This window comes from Lacibacter sp. (assembly GCF_035299325.1).
GTDB lineage: Bacteria > Bacteroidota > Bacteroidia > Chitinophagales > Chitinophagaceae > Lacibacter.
Genome location: NZ_DATGWT010000004.1, coordinates 607544 through 626437 on the forward strand (window position 1 = coordinate 607544; position 18894 = coordinate 626437).

11 protein-coding genes are annotated in these 18894 nt (G+C 40.0%); 6 read left to right on the plus strand and 5 right to left on the minus strand.

What is annotated here, in order from left to right; translation table 11 throughout:
• Positions 1-19: 19 nt before the first annotated feature.
• The 4 genes from VK159_RS04310 to VK159_RS04325 all read left to right on the plus strand — a co-directional run bounded on the left by VK159_RS04310 (position 20) and on the right by VK159_RS04325 (position 7482).
• A complete protein-coding gene (locus VK159_RS04310) occupies positions 20-1069 on the plus strand; it encodes a hypothetical protein (RefSeq protein ID WP_324228912.1) in 1050 nt (349 codons plus the stop codon).
• A 92-nt stretch (positions 1070-1161) separates the two neighbouring features.
• Positions 1162-3291 carry a hypothetical protein gene (locus VK159_RS04315; protein WP_324228913.1) on the plus strand — a complete coding sequence of 710 codons (2130 nt, stop codon included), beginning with the start codon at positions 1162-1164 and terminating at the stop codon, positions 3289-3291.
• Between the two features lie 14 nt (positions 3292-3305).
• On the plus strand, positions 3306-4667 hold the full coding sequence (locus VK159_RS04320) for a hypothetical protein (protein ID WP_324228914.1): 1362 nt from the start codon (positions 3306-3308) through the stop codon (positions 4665-4667).
• 25 nt (positions 4668-4692) lie between these two features.
• Entirely contained in the window at positions 4693-7482 is a 2790-nt protein-coding gene (locus VK159_RS04325; protein ID WP_324228915.1) for a hypothetical protein, read from the plus strand.
• Between the two features lie 1450 nt (positions 7483-8932).
• On the opposite strand, the gene VK159_RS04330 is transcribed toward VK159_RS04325, so the two are convergent.
• Both VK159_RS04330 and VK159_RS04335 read right to left on the minus strand, forming a co-directional pair.
• Positions 8933-9631 (minus strand): DUF6250 domain-containing protein, encoded by a 699-nt coding sequence (locus VK159_RS04330; RefSeq protein ID WP_324228916.1) that lies wholly within the window; start codon positions 9629-9631, stop codon positions 8933-8935.
• Between the two features lie 178 nt (positions 9632-9809).
• Positions 9810-11849, minus strand: a complete 2040-nt coding sequence (locus VK159_RS04335) for a hypothetical protein (protein WP_324228917.1) — start codon at positions 11847-11849, stop codon at positions 9810-9812.
• Between the two features lie 195 nt (positions 11850-12044).
• Between VK159_RS04335 and VK159_RS04340 the strand changes: the two genes are divergently transcribed.
• Positions 12045-13577 carry a hypothetical protein gene (locus tag VK159_RS04340; RefSeq protein WP_324228918.1) on the plus strand — a complete coding sequence of 511 codons (1533 nt, stop codon included), beginning with the start codon at positions 12045-12047 and terminating at the stop codon, positions 13575-13577.
• A gap of 26 nt (positions 13578-13603) precedes the next feature.
• A complete protein-coding gene (locus VK159_RS04345) occupies positions 13604-15292 on the plus strand; it encodes a glycoside hydrolase family 28 protein (protein WP_324228919.1) in 1689 nt (562 codons plus the stop codon).
• Positions 15293-15460: 168 nt separating this feature from the next.
• Here VK159_RS04345 and VK159_RS04350 read toward each other — a convergent pair whose 3' ends face one another.
• The 3 genes from VK159_RS04350 to VK159_RS04360 form a co-directional block, all read right to left on the minus strand.
• Positions 15461-17074: a sulfatase gene (locus VK159_RS04350; protein WP_324228920.1), complete on the minus strand. Its 1614-nt coding sequence runs from the start codon at positions 17072-17074 to the stop codon at positions 15461-15463.
• 18 nt (positions 17075-17092) lie between these two features.
• Positions 17093-18616 (minus strand): arylsulfatase, encoded by a 1524-nt coding sequence (locus VK159_RS04355; protein ID WP_324228921.1) that lies wholly within the window; start codon positions 18614-18616, stop codon positions 17093-17095.
• A 39-nt stretch (positions 18617-18655) separates the two neighbouring features.
• Positions 18656-18894, minus strand: a 239-nt coding sequence (locus tag VK159_RS04360) for a prolyl oligopeptidase family serine peptidase (RefSeq protein WP_324228922.1), incomplete at its 5' end; no start/stop codon positions are given.

The following is an 18894-nucleotide window of genomic DNA, read 5'->3' on the forward strand; positions in this document are numbered from 1 at the left end:
ACAACATAAAATAAAACATATGAAATCAATGTTATTTTTTGCATTTGCGTTTCTGCTGCAAAATGCTAATGCTCAAATCAGAGTCATCCAACAAGTACAAAAAAAAGATACGGCAAAATTACAAATCAGGAAACTGTCACAAACTGCCACCACCAATACGCAGTCAGTTAATACACAGGCTCAACCCACAATGAGCAGCTTTCTCCTGAATACTCCAACAACCATGGTACAAGCGGCTCCGGTGACCACCACCACAGCTACTACTACTTCTTCTTCTACTACTACCCAAACACAAACTACTGTTCCTGCATTTATTCCAAGTCGTGAAGTTTTACAGGCATACCAATGGTGGCGTAATATCAACCCCTATGATCTCTCCGTTTACAGCTCACCATTCCAACTGGTGCCGCATACCAGATTTGATACAACCGTTGAAAAGTTTGCCGGAAAAAAAAGCCTGACTTTCAAAGGCTGGATGCATCAGCAAGGATGGCCACTTTGGAAAAACGATAGCCTGGTTCATTTACGATCACTTCAAAATCTGGTCCAGCTTGATCTTCCTTTACTTTTTGTAAATGATTCAGCGTTTCAGGTATTAGGTACAGTAAATCAATTAAGAGCAATTTATTATCACAGTGGCACCAATGTTCCTTCTTACAACGGAAGCGAAGCCATCTACCCCAATCATCCTGTAACTGATATTGGCTTAGCGGCATTGCTGCAAAATACGTCACTCGAATATGTAGGGTTCCAGGATTTGGGACGTATTACCGATGCGGGCTTTGCACATTTCACCAACCTCCGAAATTTAAAAGTACTTCAAACACTGGGTTGGACCGGAATAACCGACCAGGCACTTTTATCACTACAAGGTTGCGAGTCATTAGAAACCCTATACCTGGTGCGTTGCAATATTACTGATCAGGGACTCACCTATTTGTTACAGATAAAAAATCGACTGCCACGATTAAAAACTGTTTATCTCAATTTCAGCAAAGTAACTGTGGCGGGAATTCAACAGTTGCAGCAAAATTGGGGAAGTCCCTTAAATGTTCAGTTCAATTATTAAAAATGGAAATGGTATCCGGATTATAAAAATCCTGCTTTACACAATAACCACATACCAACACGAAAATTAATTCCAGCTTACAATCAATCTGCATGAAATTCATTTTAAGTTTTGCTCTGCTCATTTGCCTGCAAACATCAGCACAAAAAAAACCGGTTAAAAAAGATCCGCCTCCTTCTCAAAAAGAAATGAATGAAATGATGAAGGAAATGGAGGATGCGTTTAACAACATGAGCCCTGAGGAAAAAAGGTTTATGGATAGCATGAGCATTAAAATGCCGAACGTAAAGCAAATGAAAAAAACAGCTGATTTTGCAATGGCAAACTCCAGTGTACAACCAGATGTGCTTGTACCAAAACGGGATGCAATAAGAATTGCTGCTATTTCAAAAATCCCATTGACAAAAGCAGCGTTGCCCGTGTACCTCCAATCGGTTTATCAAAATCTGGTCAGCAAGTTTCCTTCGTCTGTAATTTCAAAAACAGATGAACTGTATAAGGCTGTAAAGTCGAAATACGGTTCATCAACGGCCGTTGCTAACGCTGCCGTGGGTTGCTGGGCCTTTGGCAAAGCAGCCCCGGCATTACTTTTATTGGGTCGTGCCTGTTCCGAAGATCCAACAAACAGTAACCACCTGAATAATTTTGCTGCCATGTTGAGCATGTGTGGTGGAGAACAATTATCCCTGCCCCTTCTCAATTACCTCAATAAACAACATCCGCAAAACAGTACCATTCTAAACAACATAGCGCATGCATGGTTTGGATTGGGCGATGTAACAACTGCATCAAAATATATTGACAGTACCATTCGCTTATGTGCATGGCACCCACAAGCCAACCAGATAAAAGCTGCTATTGCAGAAAGCAAAGGCAATAAAACCGAAGCGATAAAAGCACTGAAGCAATCTATCAGCCGGATGCACACACCTGACAAAGAACGGGCGCTTAATAATTTGGGATATGAATTGAAAAGCGACGACATCGTATGGGGTCCACGTAATGCACCCGACCAATTGGGTCTTTCGAAGTTTGCCTGGCCATCATTTCCAAAATCTGTTACTGAAAGTGAAGATGCAGAGATTTATTGGAAGGCAATCCGCAGTGAGTTTGATGCCCGGATGGCTGCATTGAAAGTTGAACACGAGATACTCCTCAATAATTATAATCAAGCATTCCAAGCCCGGATGAGGCATGATATAAATGCACCACAAACAGGCGCCACCACTTCAGCAATGTTTGGCAGTGTTGTTCCCAAAGCAGTGATCAAACTCTGGCCTTACGTTGATATGTTACTCGAGCAGGAAGCAAAAGATCCTTTGGGTTTAGCAGTAGTGACGTTAAGAGATACGCTGAGAATTTACGAAGAAAATTATGAGAAAAGATTGAAAGAGATCAATGAAAATATATCTCCCGGTGCAGAAGGAAGCGGCATCAACAAAGCTTATTGCGATGCGATGGATGCCGCTGCAACAGAATTTCTGAAAAGTGCGAATTCAGTGATAGAAGCATTCTGCATCAGGCATCGGGACAGGGCAAAAAAACGTATCACTGAATTGGTAAACTTTAAACTGTACAGCGAGTTCCCTGAAAAATTTGCGCTTACTGTTAATGAAGCGAAAATGGAATGGCTCTCGTTAATGATGATGCCCAAAGACCTCATCTACTTTAAAGATCCAAACAGGATGTGCACCAAAAAACAGGAAAACACAAGGGGTAGGTTTGCGTTGGCCGATTATGATGATGTGAACTGTCTTTACCGCAGCAAGTCCGACTTTGTTTTCGGATCTATTGAAACCATTTGTGGACGTACCGTTGCTAAAATGGAAATTGATTTTGTAAAAATCGGATGGGAAACCAAATCAGCTGATCTTGAAGCGAACCGGAATTTCATGGATGAATTTCAACGATGCACAATTGAAGTTACAGCAGGCGTAGACAGATCGATTGGCGAAGGCCCATTGCAATTACAAGCATCAGTTGGAGCAACAGGGTTTTTAGAATTCGATCGTACAGGATTAAAAGATGCAGGTGTAAAGATCGATGCAAATGTGAGTGTAGGAAGCAATGTGCTGGATACAAAAGTAGACACTGATATTGGCGAAGTGAATGTTGGACCAAAAGAACCTTCGGTATCACTTGGCGGCGTAAATGCCACCATTTCTATCAACAGTGGCTTTACAGCAACCGGCAGTGGCATATTAAAAGGAGTTAAACTGTAATTAAACTAAACATCATGAAAAAAACTTTCATTTTCATTTTCCTATTGCTTCATCAAATGGCGAATGCACAGCAACAGACGTTCGACATATTTACGTTTACCCCACCAAAAAAATGGACCAAAGCAGCAAAAGAAAATAGTCTCATCTTTTCAACAACAGATAATAACAAACGCACATGGGCACAAATTGATTTTGTAAAAAGCACGGCCAGCAAAGGGAACATTGATGCCGACTTTGAAAATGAATGGAAAGAACTTGTAATGAACCGTTATGGTGTGCAAGGTGAGCCGTTGGCAACAGACACACAAACCTTCAATGGATGGAAACTTTACACAGGCCTTGGAAAGTTTCTGTTTAATAATGATACCTCAACTGTATTGTTAAATACGTTCAGTGATGGCGTTAATTGCGCCAGTTTTCTTTTGTTGAGCAATACAACAACTTACGGACAAGTATTGGATGAGTTTATTGCATCATTAAATGTTTCGTTACCCAATACAGATAAGCCGCAGGATAATCCGGTTGAAGAAATTAAAACGACTCCAACAAACGATGGCTTTACGTTCAACACTACCAATTTCGATGATGGCTGGACAAGCGTGGTAAAAGAAGATTGGGTGGAAGCAACAAAAGGCAACATCAAAGTATTACTGCATTATCCACGTGCAGAAGACAGCAAATATTATACACAGCACGATGAGCGGATGAATACATTTTGGAATCTGCTGGTTGCGCCACGTTATTCAAATCTGCGTAACTACGAAGCTCCGGGAAGCAATCTTCCTGAATCGGCCTACTTTGCTTGTGGTATGTTGCAAGACAATGCAACGGGCAAAGATGTTTGGGTAACATTATTTAATAAAGGAAAGAGTGGTTGGATCGAAATCATCACACCCGATAAAAATACATTTGTGCAAGCCTTTGGCATCAACAATCCACACATGTATTATACTGAATGGAATTCGTTACTAAATCTCGCCGGCATGAATCGGTTTGCAGTGGGTGAAAAAGATCTTCCAGGTAAATGGTCGAATGAGTTTCAAGGTTCAACTGCATACTACAATACATACACCGGTATATACGCCGGCTCTACAACACATGCATCAAGACAAAATTTCATTTTCCGTAATAACAAAACATACAACTGGGATTTGGTAGTGGGAAGCAGCGCTTATGGTTCTACTATGAAAGTTGACCAGGCAAAAGCAAGTGGCAACTGGAAATTTTTAAATAACTGGCAGATCTGGTTTTCTGATATTGAACGCAGTGCTAAAACATACAACGCCTACTTCTCTTGTTTCAAAGGTGGCCGCATTTTATGGTTGCAGGATACAAGTTATGGCAGCTATACTGCTTATGGAAAAGTAAGTGATTGACAACATTATAACACAATACGGAATCATGAAAAAAATTATTACTTCACTGTCTTTACTGTTTGTTCTGCATGCAACAGCACAGGATAATGATTGTGTTGATCGCCAGTTAGCAAAAGCCGGGAAATGGACAAAATTAAAAGAGACTATCAAGTCAGCACCTGCTGACCTAGCCATTCAACGGCGGTTTTTTAATGCACTGCATAATCCTTTGCAGGCGGCTTATCAACCAAAAGGTTTAGATGCTGCATATTCCGGCTCTTTTCAACCGGTGATGTACAGCCAACCGGTAGCACATTATTGGTACACACTTTTTGCCGAGCGCTATATCTGCGAAGGAGATGCACTGGTGCTAAATAAATTCGACATCACCAGCATCTTCACTACCGCATTTAATTATGTAAACTTTCTTGAAATTTATGATACTACTGCTGCCGACAATAGTCTAGGCTTTCGTCCGCTACGTGAAGGCTTTCCGGTTGAAATTCGCCCGGGTATCTGGCAGTTCAATGATGTAAAAACTTCATTGGGTGCCGGTAATGAAGGACTCACCAAACTTTGGTTAATTACGTATGACGGACAACTGCCATGGAGCTTTGTAACACGCCGGGAATTTTTGTTGAAGCGGAAACGTTTTTTGCAAAAAGAGATGGCCGCAGAAGCACCACGGTTGAAAGATCAATTGGCAGGCTGGGAGCAGCAAAAAAAATACAAAGAGCAGGAATACAAGTCGGACCCTGCAAGGCTGGCCACTTATATTTCCAGTACTCATAACCCGGCCATTGAACGGGTGCAGGCATCGTATAAAAAATTAATGCAAGGTTACGAAAGCGCTTTTGCAAGATTGGACGAACAACTCACAGCACCTTCTGATGAATTAAACAAATGGGCCATCGTGATCAAAAGCACTAAGAATAATTTTGACTATGATTTTACAGACAAGATGGAACCATTTGCAGAATTGCTCACGAAACCTAATCCTGCCTATTTCAAAAAATGGAGTTCAGCAGCTGTGCCGCAAATGATCACAGTAAGCATCAGGTACGATCCCAAAAATCCTGTGATGGTTGGCTTTGCAAACGAAATGGAGAAAAATTTGCGTCTTGATTACCTGAAATCTTTCATCGGTAAAACAGCACCACCTTCATCAACGGTATCATCGTCTGCACAAAATCAAGTTAGCGGTACAACCAATAAAGTGAGTGCACCTGCATCTTCCGGTCAAATTACATCCTCATCAAAAACCAATAAGGAAACAACATCGAAACCATTAACTCCGCAAGGGCCGTTAGCAAGTAATGGAATGTTTCTTACAGGCACGTTAAGTGCGCCGGCAGGAGTACCTGTTACTCTTGCTTACAATAATGGTAATGATCTCACCATCACTCCACCAAAAGGCAACGGAAATTTGTATACTACATCGCCCATACGTTTTTCAAAATCTTTGAAAGAAGAGGAAACGTATAATGTGACGCTGAAAAAAATTGCTTCCAATATGAAAGGCGTAGTGTATTATGGAAAAGGGAAAGCGCCGGTTGATGTAAATAAAATAAAAGTGGGTGTTGATTTCACCTATGAATTGCTCACACGCAGTTCTGATGATAAAGTGATGAGCAGCTTTTATGAATCGTTTGCACCGGCTGTTGGTGGATTTCAAGGAGAAGAAGGCAGGTATGTTGTATTTGTATCAGGCACAAAAGATTTTCAAGGATCAAACGGCAAATTCCGGCAGGTGTTTTGGCGTGACAGGAATACTGGCATTACGAAAATGATTTCTGTTGCAGCAAACGGTGAACAAGGCAATGGTGATTGTGCCGAGCCATCGATTTCTGCCGATGGACAAACCGTTGTGTTTGAATCAAAGGCTACGAATCTTGTATCGGGCGATAATAATAATGCAAAAGATATTTTCCTTTGGAGAAAGAGTACGAACAACATTGAGCTGATCAGCAAAGCAACAAACGGTGCTGCAGATGCAGAAAGTTTTGATGCATCCATATCGGGCAATGGTAATTTTGTTGTGTTTACTTCACCCGCTACCAACCTCGCTACAGTACCTAAAGGAAGATCGCTGGCTAACATTTTCTTACATGATATTCAAAATGGAAAAACAGAAATGATCAGCGTTGATCCTGTTGCAAAAACTGGCGGCAATGGTTACAAAGGAAGTATTTCATTCGACGGCAGTCGCATCAGTTTTTGTTCTCCCTCCGGCACTTTGGTGACAAATGACAATAATAATTTGTGGGATATTTTCTTGTGGCAACGTGGACAAACAGGTTTGAAACGAATCAGTATGACCCATGATGGCAAAGAAAAAAATGGCGGTACGGAGTCAGCTTCACGCCAGGTAGCTTCTGTCATTTCTGGCAACGGACGCTATATAGCGTTTGCCACCACTGCCAGCAATATGGTGCCCAACGACAATAATAAATTCCAGGATGTATTTGTGATTGATGTAGAAACAGGGAAAGTAAATGTTGCCAGCTTTACAGATGATGGACAACCTTCCAACAACGACAGTCCTATAGAACAGGGTGAACGTGTAGCAATAAGTTACGATGGTACGTGGGTCGCCTTTCCAACCAAAGCAACCAATCTTGGCGCAGCAGCTTCCAACATTATTTTACACAATACGATCAGTGGTAAAAAAACAGCAGTGAGTAATGTAAGCGGCAGTTATGTAGGCCGACCTTCTATTTCGTATAGCGGAAGTTACGTCCTATTCGGCAAATCCGTTAACCTTGATAATCGCTTTGCTGATTCAGGCATTTTCGCACACTTTACCGGGAACGGGCCTTGCAGGGATTGTAAATAAACAACATTCATCAATTAAGAAATTGATCAAATCAAACACCAGCGCTGACGAAAAAACAAACGGTTGATGATTTCCATGATGACATGTTTCTATCAAATTTTCATGCCTTCGTCAAATCAATCAGTAATTGAAATTTTGTGAAATAATCCGGATTAAATTATCATACATTATAAAAGGTGCAATAGCAAGGTTTCTTTGCTGGAATAGGTCACATTTTTTGGGAATATTTCGGGGTATGTTTTTTAAAGCAGTACCGTCGAAGTTGAAAAGGTTAAATTTTTTTTCGATTAGGGGTTAAATCACAACAAACATAAGGCCAAAGAAAATTATCACTGAGAATTCCAAATGAGGCTATCATCGTAGTATAAAAAATAGAAACACAGCTCCACCCAGAAACATCATCCATTTTCCCAGTTGTCTGGTTTCCTTATTATAAGCGTAGTATGATTCTCCGTCCGCTGTCTTTATTTTTGACTGGCTGTAGATATAACCAGCATATACAGCCAGTAAGCCACCCAATAATGCTAACACAAAACAAAAAAAATATAAAAGGGATTTCCATCTTTCCCTTCAGCCAATTGTGTTTTCACTGTTTGTCAACAAGTTCTTTTTGCTTCAAGGAATCATCGAGCCTAATTTTTCGGGCTTGTAATTCCTGTTCTGCCAGTTGAACAAAATCAGGATGGTAATCTCTTGCATGAATAAAGATATCTCTTACTTCTTTATCCGTCTTTTGTTTAATTTAATCAGTGAAGTCAAGTTTCATAGCTGGTCGTTTCAGATGATCTTTTTAGTATCGAGTAAAAAATGTAAGAAGCCTGCGAAAAAGAACCGCTGGTCTTTTCTGTATTTGCTAAATAAATAGTACAACTGTCCAGGGTGAAATCGTTTCTCATTTGCACGAGTCCTGCACAGTAAAATATGGAAACATGTACGTATTAGAATCGGCTATCAACTGCAAACTGGCATCTGGCAAACAAAAACGCCTCTCAAATTGAGCGGCGTTTTCCGGACGGGACGATCCCGAATTTAAGTATTATTACTAATTGAAAAACAACTTTTTACAAGCTTTCAAAATTTCGACTCACCAAATGACTCACCAACTTCTTCCTATCATTATTCAATCAAATTGAATTGCTTCAACAATGCATTTGTAAATGAAAGATAGTAAAAATCAAAACTAAACTCTTACAAACAAGAAATCATTTTTTGGCATTATAATCGATAGCTACATCTGTCCACATACCATCTTTCGTTACAATAACATCAACTGGTTTGCTGTAGCAAAAGCTGCAAGTAGTTTATTCTTATTTGATACTGTTATCTCTCTTCATAAAATATTAGTAGTGGCAAACAAACTAAAACTAACGATCAATAAATAAACGGGTTTCATTAATATTTTTCTACTTGTTATGTTCGGTTTTTGTGGATTTCTAAATCTTCTTTCTACTTATTCTAATTTATAAACTTTAAAGTTTTCAAATGTTTGATGACTGGTGGTAGTCCGAAAACCAAAATATCCTTCCTTATAGGGAGCTGCATCTTTAAATTCCCAAAACAATATTTCATTTATAAAATATTGAACAAGCCCGTTGTCAACAACTATCTTAATGGCATATTTTTTATTTCCTTCTAACAGATGCTCTTTGTCTGTGTATTCTTTTAAAACTTTTTTCCCTTCGCTGCCAGTATATTTTCTAAAACGAGTTGTTGTGTTATCGTGCCCACCTATACCTGCATAATACAAATGCAGGTTATCGTAAGATGAAAATTTCCCATTTTGCAGAAACATTTGATCCGACGTTGGATTGGTTGCCATCCAAAAAGCATTTAAATCTGAAACCCTGTCGTTCTTACCAGCAGAATCTATTACTGTTGCTGTATAAGTAATCATCACATTACCTGCTAATTTACTTTTGTACCAAACGGTGGCGCCCTTGGCAGCATTTAGATCCAATATACCGTTCTGGATTTTTAAAGTCGAACCAACTGGTTGTTCAAATTCTGCAATCCAGTTTTTAGTTTCCTTCTGAAAATTATCTTCAAAAATGATGTTGCCTGCGGATTTATGTATACGCTGTGTACAAGCAACAGGAATATTACTCAGTATTAAAAAATAAATGAAAAAAAATCTGATTTTTCTTGTCATAACCAAACACAATTTATCTTCCACATAGGTGAAACCTGGTGCTCAATTCGTAAATCTGCTGCTGTGATATTCTGGTTGCTCTTAGCAGGCATCTATCTACGCTAAGAAACCTATATTTCCTGAGCAAAGAGAAACGATTATATGCTTAAAAGTACATTAATTCAAATACCCTATCATCTCATAGAATAACCTTTTGCGTTGCCCCTTCTTTAACCGTGTACTTCTTTTCCTGCCCTGATTTTTTTATTGTGATCACTAATTTTCCCGGAGCTGTTCGTGTAACTTCTACATCAAACACATTTCCAAACGAATGAATATTTCGCAAGGCCATTTGATTCCATTCTTTCGGCAAGCGAGGTGTGCAGGTGAAACTATTGAAGCCCGTCGGTCGCATACCGAAAATACCTTCTGTATAAATGCGGCAATACAAACCACTCTCTGCTGATAAATGACGTTGATTGCCTTCAGGATATGCTTCAACTGCATAGGGAACATGTTCGCCAAGTAATCTTCTGCGTGAAAAGTATTTTAGAAAAGCTAAAGCTTTCTCTGTTTCACCTGCTGCAAAAGCACCTCTTAAACCATACAATGTAGAGCGATCCCAAAATGTTTTATTGCCTGCCAATGAAGCCAAGCCATCTTCCGTCCATAGACGAGGCGAGAACAATGCGGCAATCGTACCTGCTTTGCGTTCGAATATATCAACCGTTAATGGAGTAGTGATCCATGCACGTAACGTATCATTTCCTTTGTAATAGCGATACGTTTCAAAGCCATCGACTGTCGCACCAAAATATTTTTCGATATTGATACGCAGCGTTGCAGCTTCCTGTTGATATTGTTTGGTTTGCTTAACAGGTATACCTAAGAGTTTACCAAGATATGCGGCCGATATCAATGCATCATAGTACAAAGAGCTCGTGTTAAGATTCGCTTTCCCTGCGGGGAATCTTCCTTCCAATTCATCACTGTCAGAATACACTACTCCTTCTGCTGTTACTTTTCGTTTAAGATATTCTAGACACCATTCGATCAATGGCCACAATACTTTTGCTGAATCAACATTGCCATACGCCAGTGCATAACGTCCGGCACCATAAGCAATCATTGCCATATCGCCTCTATCCCTTGCACCTTGCCATACTCCTGCTCCTTCTGCAATAATAGAACTTGGAATGGCTTTGTACTGCGGGTTCATGTATTTCGCAAACATGCGGAACGAATTCATTGCCGACTTATTTCCAATTTCATCTCCTAAGAAAGCAAAAAACGGATTGATGTATTCGGCCTGATCATTTGCCCAAATAGCAGCATAATAACGTAAGCCACCCGGTCCATGCATATAGCCGCCCTTTGTGTTATAAATACTTTCCGTACCACGAATTTTTGCAAATGCAAACATGGTATTCAAAATCTTTTCAGGCGTTTCAAGAATAAGGTTTGCTGTCATCTGTTTCACACGCATCTCCCTTGCATTTTCTTCTTTGTTGACGTCAACTGTAAGCAAAGGCTCGGCTGCTCTTGTAGCTTGGTACGTTATTGCAAATACAGCACTATCACCCGGCTGTATCGTTTTTAATCCTGCACCAATAGTTGAGATAATAAAGTGATGCGGACCATTACTTGTACGTTCGGCTGAGGGACTTACTTCCCGTTTGAGATAGTCCATGTCCACACGGATCGGTTGTTTACCGGTATTAGTAAATACAAGTTTTTCAATAGCAACTGCTTTATCTACCGATGGAAAATAAACACGCCTGAGTAATAATCCGTCTTTCCCAATTTCACCATTGATTTGCATGATGCCGTAATGTGTGATGCTGGTAACTTTCTCCTGCATATCTGTTTGTAATGATGCATTATGCACACCTGCCTTGAACAACCTGTCGTTAATATAAATTCTTGGGAGATCATTGTCTTCAACATTATACGTCATATGTGCAATGGTACGCTGCGGCAATAATCTAAAGGAAGGAAAAACCAAGGTACGAGACAGTTTTGGTTTGGCACTGCTGTCAACTCCGTACTGCATCCACATTGCTACTTTTTCTCCGGCCATTTCAATATGATCACTATGCGGTATCCTTCCATTGATCGTCCACTGAATACTTCCATCAGGTTGTATAACCCATCGATCGTTTTGCTCCGATAGCGTATACGACTGGGCACTTATACCAAAACTTATGACCATTAAAGGAAAAACAAACAGTATCCGCATAAAAGTGCATTTATGATGTTGTAGCAATAGAAAAACTTGCTGATTAAGTAACTTTAGCGAAGTTCTTTCAGACAGGGGAAACCACGGGTATTTTATTGGCTTATTATTCAACTATTCTGGCATGCCTGTTCATATCATTAAAAAAAGTCGGAATCTTATACCGGAATTTATTGTATCACTTTATCTATAATTGCCATGTTAAAAAAACGAGTTGCTTTTACATCGTTCATTATCATTCTTGCGTTTCAGCTGCTTTCTGTAAGTCCCGGAGTTTTCCATTGGGAATCTTCCTTTTTGAAAGTAAATAAAAATGGAAGCATTATTTACAAGGCCGATGAAAAAGGGAATACGATTCCTGATTTCAGCAGGGTGGGTTTTTATGGAGGAGATAAGAAAATTCCCGATGTATCAATCGTTAAAACCGTATCGCCAAGTGGCACTGATAATGACGAACTCATCATTCAAGCGGCCATCGATGAGGTGGCAAAGCTTCCATTGGATAAAAACGGTTTTCGTGGAGCGATCTTATTAAAAAAAGGAACGTATAAAATTCCGCAGAGTATCCGCATATCTGCCAGCGGAATTGTACTTCGTGGAGAAGGCGATCAACCGGAAGGAACAAAACTTATTGCTACATCAAAAAAGCAAGTATCGCTGATCACCGTTGCAGGAAACGGAAACATCAAAGAAGTAAAAGGTAGTCGAGTAAAAGTAACCGACGCTTATGTACCTACGGGAACATTTTCGTTTACCGTTGCTGATACCAAAAAATTTAAAAAAGGCGACAAGATCATTCTTTTCCGGCCCGGCACACAAAAATGGATCGATGATTTAAAAATGAACCAGATCGAAGAACGACCCGGCACCAAACAATGGCAGGCAAAAGAATACGATCTATCGTTTGAACGCATCATCACCAAAATTGAAGGCAATAAAATTTCGATCGACAATCCTGTAGTGATGCCAATGGAAACAAAATATGGTGGTGCAGAAATCTATAACTACAGTTTTGAAGGACGCATCAAACATGTTGGTGTTGAACATATTTATTTTGAAAGTGAATATGAAAAAGACACTTCTGAAAATCATGCATGGAATGCAGTTGCGTTCAGTAAAATTGAACATAGCTGGGTTCGCAATGTAACAGCAAAATATTTTGGCAATAGCTGTGTAACTCTTGATGGAAGTGCAAAAAATATTTCTGTATTGAATAGCAACTGTTACGATCACAAATCGGTAATTACAGGAAGCCGCCGGTATTCGTTCAACAATAATGGTCAGTTGAATCTGTTTATGAATTGTAAAGCAACAGACGGAAGACATGACTACGTAACAGGTGCAAGAACATGCGGCCCGAATGTTTTTTACAACAGTACAGCTGCCAAAACACATGCTGATATTGGCCCACACCACCGGTGGTCAACAGGTACATTGTATGATAACATTACTACCGATGGTGAAATTAATATTCAAGACCGTGGAAATTGGGGAAGTGGTCATGGCTGGGTTGGTGTAACGCAGGTTGTTTGGAACTGTACAGTGAAACGAGCCGCCGTACAAAATCCATGGGCATCGGGTAAAAACTATTGTATTGGTTTGAAAGGAGAAAAATATGATGGTCGCTTGAAAGGCAGACAGGATGCTGAATGGGAAGGCCAGAATAAAGATGGACTTCAACCAGCCTCGTTGTATGTAGCACAATTGAAAGCACGAAACGCCAAGCCTTAATTACTCACACAGAATAAACTACAGTGATGAAAGAAAACGATTCTCTCTCCCGTCGTCAATGGTTGGGTAAAATAACTGTTCCCGCAATGGCAGCAGGCACCACTCTCCTTGCAACAAATGTCCACGCATCTCCAACAGATGATCAAAAAGAAGACAAATTGAAAGGTGCACGTATTTACAACGTTCAAGACTTTGGTGCAAAAGGAGATGGAATAACATTGAACACAAAATCCATTCAAGCGGCTATTGATAAATGTGCAGCTGAGCAAGGTGGTACTGTTTTAATTCCTGGTGGTGACTTTATGTCCGGCACATTGGAATTAAAATCAAATGTTACACTTCATATTGCTGCTGCAGGAAAATTATTAGGCAGTCCGAAGCGGGAAGATTATACAGCAGGCAAAGGTGTTCCTCCCAGCAATGGGAATATCGTTTTTCTGTTTGCTGTGAATGCACATCATCTTTCCATTGAAGGAAAAGGAACCATCGATGGGAATGGCTTAGCATTTTACAATGGCAAGGGCGACAACACCGGACCTGGACAAAATGGTGTGGGTGGAAATTTTGACCGTCCACATCTTGGCATCTTTTACCAATGCGAAAATCTGCGGATGGATGATGTGTTCTGTACAGCAAGTGCCTATCATTGCTTCCGCATCTTAAGTTGTAAGCATGTACACATTGATGGTATCAGAATATACAATCGTGTTAACCGGAACAATGATGGATTTCATTTTAATAACAGCGAGTATGTGCACATCATTAATTGCGATGTACAATGTCAGGACGATGCATGTGCATTATTTGGCAGCAACAAATTTGTAACGATCAGTAATTGCAGTTTCAGTACACGCTGGTCAATTTTCCGCTTTGGAGGTGGTGAATCACAAAATATTACGGTCACTAATTGTTTGATCTATGATACGTATGGTTGCCCGATCAAGATCAGTGCAGGTAATGCAAGAATTGAGAACCTCACTTTCTCGAATATCATTATGCGAAATGTAACCGGGCCAATTGGTATTGGATTTAGCGGCCCTTCAAGAAACAATTCCAATAACAATCCACAACCAACAACAAAGCCTTTTATACGGAATATTGTTTTTAATGGAATCCGTGCAACAGTGGCGGCGAAGCCTATTGATCACCCCGATATTCATTTTGGTGTAACAATCAGAGAAGGTGAAAAGAATTCCTGTATTACGTTGAATGCAATGAATGAATATTATTTAGAAAATATCAGTTTTACGGATGTGCATGTTACATACGCCGGCGGGGGTACGGCCGAACAAGCAGCGAAAGAAGTGCCGAAAGTAGCTGCTGAATATTTTGGTGTGTGGGATCCTTTGCCGGGTGGCCCACCTGCTTATGGTTTGTATGCACGAAATGTAAAAGGATTGACTTTACAGAATGTACGGTTTGGGTATGAACAGGCCGATGCAAGACCTGCGATCATTCTTGATAACGTAGAAGATGCGTCGATCAACGGATTGAGCGTGATGGGCAGTGCGGGCAATGAAGTAATGCGACTGATCAATTCTAAAGATGTGCTGCTGACTGCAACAAAAATCTTAACGCCTGCAGCCGTGTTTTTAAAAATCGAAGGAGCTGAAAGTGCAGGAATTATAGCGGACGGTGGCGATCTGCGAAAAGCCAGTCAAAAAACAGTTTTTGATAAAGGAGCGCTGAAAGATGCTGTTACACTTCGGGGATAATTATCGTATAAAAAAGGTGCATCACATTACATGATGCACCACGAACCGAAAACTGCTGCTATACGAAAACTATTATGATACTAATGTACCGTCATTAACTTTATTTTATTGAATTCGTCTTGGCAAAGCATTCAGCAATATTAACATAACTGTTTCCCTTGCGAATCATTATTTGCTTCTCTCCTGTGATTTGAAAAATGACAGCATTTCATTTTTCATTTCTTTACTTACCGCAGCATACTTTTTATCATTTGCCACGTTTACCGTTTCTAACGGATCCTTTTCATAATCATACAGCTCGGTGGCAACTAAAAGTTTTTCGCTGAAAGGACGATTGCTACGGAAATCATTTCCCATCCATACTGTAAAACGATATCGTTGGTTGCGAATAGAATAGCCCATTAAACCCGTACTGCTATATCCTAATTGAGCAGCTTGTTCTTTTTTCATACTTCGTGGATATTGACTTACAGCAAACTCTTTCACTTTTACATCCGGATTTTTCATAACTGCTACCTGACTTTTTCCATCCAAATGTGCAGGCACGTCAATCTTTGCCAGGTCGCAAAGCGTTGGAAATACATCCACAAATTCAGAACTTGAATTTGTAACCGAAGGCTTTATACCCGGTGCAGAAATAATCATCGGCGTGCGGGTTGCCTGCTCAAAGTTCGAGTGCTTGCACCAGAGATTATGATCGCCCAAATGCCAGCCATGATCGCCCCACAATACAATAATGGTATTTTCAGTAAGTCCAAGCGAATCGAGTGTGTGAAGTAAAATACCTACCTGTGCATCCATGTATGAAACAGCTGCATAATATCCATGAATCAATTCCTTTTGTTTATCGATTGGCAATGTAATGCCAAACTCTTTCTGAGTAGTTGTTTCGATTATTTGTGGAATATCGGTGTAAGCTCTTATTTCACCCGCATCATGAAAAGCGATATCAACTGCGTTCAGTGGTTTTTCCTGATGAGCAGCAAGTGGTAACTTATCACGGTCGTACAGATCCCAATACTTTTTTGGTGCTACAAAAGGAAGATGTGGTTTTGTAAAACCTACTGCAAAAAAGAACGGCTGATTTTTTTGTTTTAACTGAATGAGAATATCTTTTGATTGCAGCGCATTTGCGCCATCTACGTATGCATTATCCGGCACATCAACACACTCTACCGTTGGCCGAACTTTACTAACAACAAAATCATTCAGCTCTTTTTGATTCAATCCTTTTGCAAGTCCTTCTTTTTGATATTTTTCTGCTAATTCTTTTGTTTCTTTTGACTGATACCGACCAAGAGCAGGCCTTCCGTTTTCACGAGGATAATATTTATTGTTGGTTGAGTAATATGGCACTGTCCAGGAAGGAGCATCTAAATCATCATCTACACAACGTGGATCGTAAACTTTTCCAATGCCTTGGGTACTATATCCATTGGCAGCAAAATGCTGGGGCATCGTCAGAATGTTCGGATTCATATCCCGCATCTTAGTTTTCAAATCCCATACTTTGGTATAGTCGGGTCGCATGCCGGTCATAATACTTGCACGTGTGGGACCACAAACAGCCTGCTGACAATAATTTGATCGAAACATAGTGCCTCGTTTTGCAAGGCGATCGATATTGGGTGTTTTGATCATGGTATCACCATAGCAGCCCAATAGTGGTTTTAAATCATCAATAGCGATAAATAATATGTTCGGCTTATGTTCGGCTGTTTGTGCAAGTCCAACATACGCTACCGACATAAAAAAAACGAGTACTATAAATATTTTTTTCATAATGCCTTATTTGAAAAGTTAACGGCTAACTGTTCTTTCACTTATTCGATATTTTTGAAGCAGTTGTTTCATTTCTTTTACTATTTCAGGATATTTTTCGAACAAATTTACCCGTTGCTCCGGATCATCTTTCATATTGAAAAGAATTCCTTCGGTAGAAAAATCGGTATACCCTCTTAACTTTTTAAAAGATTCCGGCATTTCACGTTGGCTGCCGGTTGAATTATTAATATAGAGCCAATCTCCTTTGCGAAGTCCCCATCTTTCTTGGTGGGTGTTATGTACTGTGGCTTCCCTGAGTGGCGATTTGTATTGCTTTCCTGTTAACACTGCTGTAAGATCATAACTATCGGGTGCCGCTTTTTCATCTAAATCAATTCCTGTAATCTTGGCAAGTGTAGCCATTACGTCTACCTGTGAAATTACTTCATTTGAAATCGAACCGGCTTTGATATGTCCGGGCCACTTAAAAATAAAAGGTACGTGATGACCACCTTCGTACACATCCTGTTTCAAACCACGATCATTGCCCATGCTAAAATGCCCAAACTTCTCTGCACGTTTCCATGCATACCGTTCCGTACCATTATCGGCACTGAAAATAATGATGGTGTTTTGGTCCAGACCTTTATCTTTTAAGGCCTGCAATACTTGCCCTGCTACCCAGTCGGTTTGAAAAACAAAATCGCCATAAGCACCTGCTTTCGATTTATTATCAAACTCATCGTTGGGAATTATCGGTGCATGAGGTGATGGCAGGGGTAAGTAAAGAAAGAATGGTTCATTTTCCTTTCGGTTGTTAATCCATTCAACAGCTTTTTTAGTAAGTGTAGGCAATACATCGTATGGATTCCAGTCTTTTACTTTTGGCCCCGGTCTGAATTCCCAGTTTCCCTCTTTGGTTTTGAAACCGATATTGCTTTCAAGCATAGTTTCTGTAGGATACTCCAGAAAACGATCATTTTCAATCCATGCATAAGGAGGGAAATTAATGGTACCATCGCCAAAGTAATAATCAAAACCACGTGAAAGCGGGCCACCTTTAACCGGCTTACTCCAATCAATGTCCTGCGGTTGGTAATATTTAACCTTTTTTCCGAATTGTTCAGTTTCGCTTGAAGGTTCATTTTTAAATTCCCAATCCCATCCCAAATGCCATTTACCAATACAAGCGGTTGTATAGCCTTTGGTTTTTAATACCTGGGGCAGCGTAATATCCGAATCTTTAAAAAAAGGTTTACCAAATGAACTTACAATACCATGTTGCCTTCGCCAATGATACGTGCCGGTGAGAAAAGCAAAACGACTGGGGGAGCATATACCGGAGGAACTGTGTGCATCGGTAAAACGCATCCCTTCCGATGCCAGCTTATCGAGATTAGGTGTGGGAATTTTTGAATCTGGATTTTGGCAATTCAAATCACCATAGCCCATATCATCAGCATAAATGATAACAATGTTGGGCCGATTTGATTTTTTCTGAAATCCCTGTGCCATTGTTAACACTAAAAAAGGTAATAGTGCCAAGAGAAGTTTTTTCATACTATTTTTTTCTTGAACAATTTGCTTTGAAAATAACGTTTACTGCATTTTAAAAACCGAGCGTGCAAAGGCATACATCTTCATCGTAATATCTTCATACCTGTCAGAACCACCTTTACCATAAAAAGCATGCACATAATTTTCATAAATATTTTTTTCTGCACGCCCTCCTTTTTTCGATACAGCATCGCAAAGTGCAACTGATTGCAAATAGGAAATGGTGAAATCTGCCGTACCATGAAAAACAATCACTGCGGGAATGTTGGCAACTTTCTCCG

Excerpts from the sequence above, each read along its gene's own strand:
- VK159_RS04310 (WP_324228912.1), top strand. The coding sequence starts at position 20 with ATGAAATCAATGTTATTTTTTGCATTTGCGTTTCTGCTGCAAAATGCT.
- VK159_RS04345 (WP_324228919.1), top strand. The coding sequence starts at position 13,604 with ATGAAAGAAAACGATTCTCTCTCCCGTCGTCAATGGTTGGGTAAAATA.
- VK159_RS04330 (WP_324228916.1), bottom strand. The coding sequence starts at position 9,631 with ATGACAAGAAAAATCAGATTTTTTTTCATTTATTTTTTAATACTGAGT.
- VK159_RS04325 (WP_324228915.1), top strand. The coding sequence starts at position 4,693 with ATGAAAAAAATTATTACTTCACTGTCTTTACTGTTTGTTCTGCATGCA.
- VK159_RS04315 (WP_324228913.1), top strand. The coding sequence starts at position 1,162 with ATGAAATTCATTTTAAGTTTTGCTCTGCTCATTTGCCTGCAAACATCA.
- VK159_RS04350 (WP_324228920.1), bottom strand. The coding sequence starts at position 17,074 with ATGAAAAAAATATTTATAGTACTCGTTTTTTTTATGTCGGTAGCGTAT.
- VK159_RS04340 (WP_324228918.1), top strand. The coding sequence starts at position 12,045 with ATGTTAAAAAAACGAGTTGCTTTTACATCGTTCATTATCATTCTTGCG.
- VK159_RS04355 (WP_324228921.1), bottom strand. The coding sequence starts at position 18,616 with ATGAAAAAACTTCTCTTGGCACTATTACCTTTTTTAGTGTTAACAATG.
- VK159_RS04335 (WP_324228917.1), bottom strand. The coding sequence starts at position 11,849 with ATGCGGATACTGTTTGTTTTTCCTTTAATGGTCATAAGTTTTGGTATA.
- VK159_RS04320 (WP_324228914.1), top strand. The coding sequence starts at position 3,306 with ATGAAAAAAACTTTCATTTTCATTTTCCTATTGCTTCATCAAATGGCG.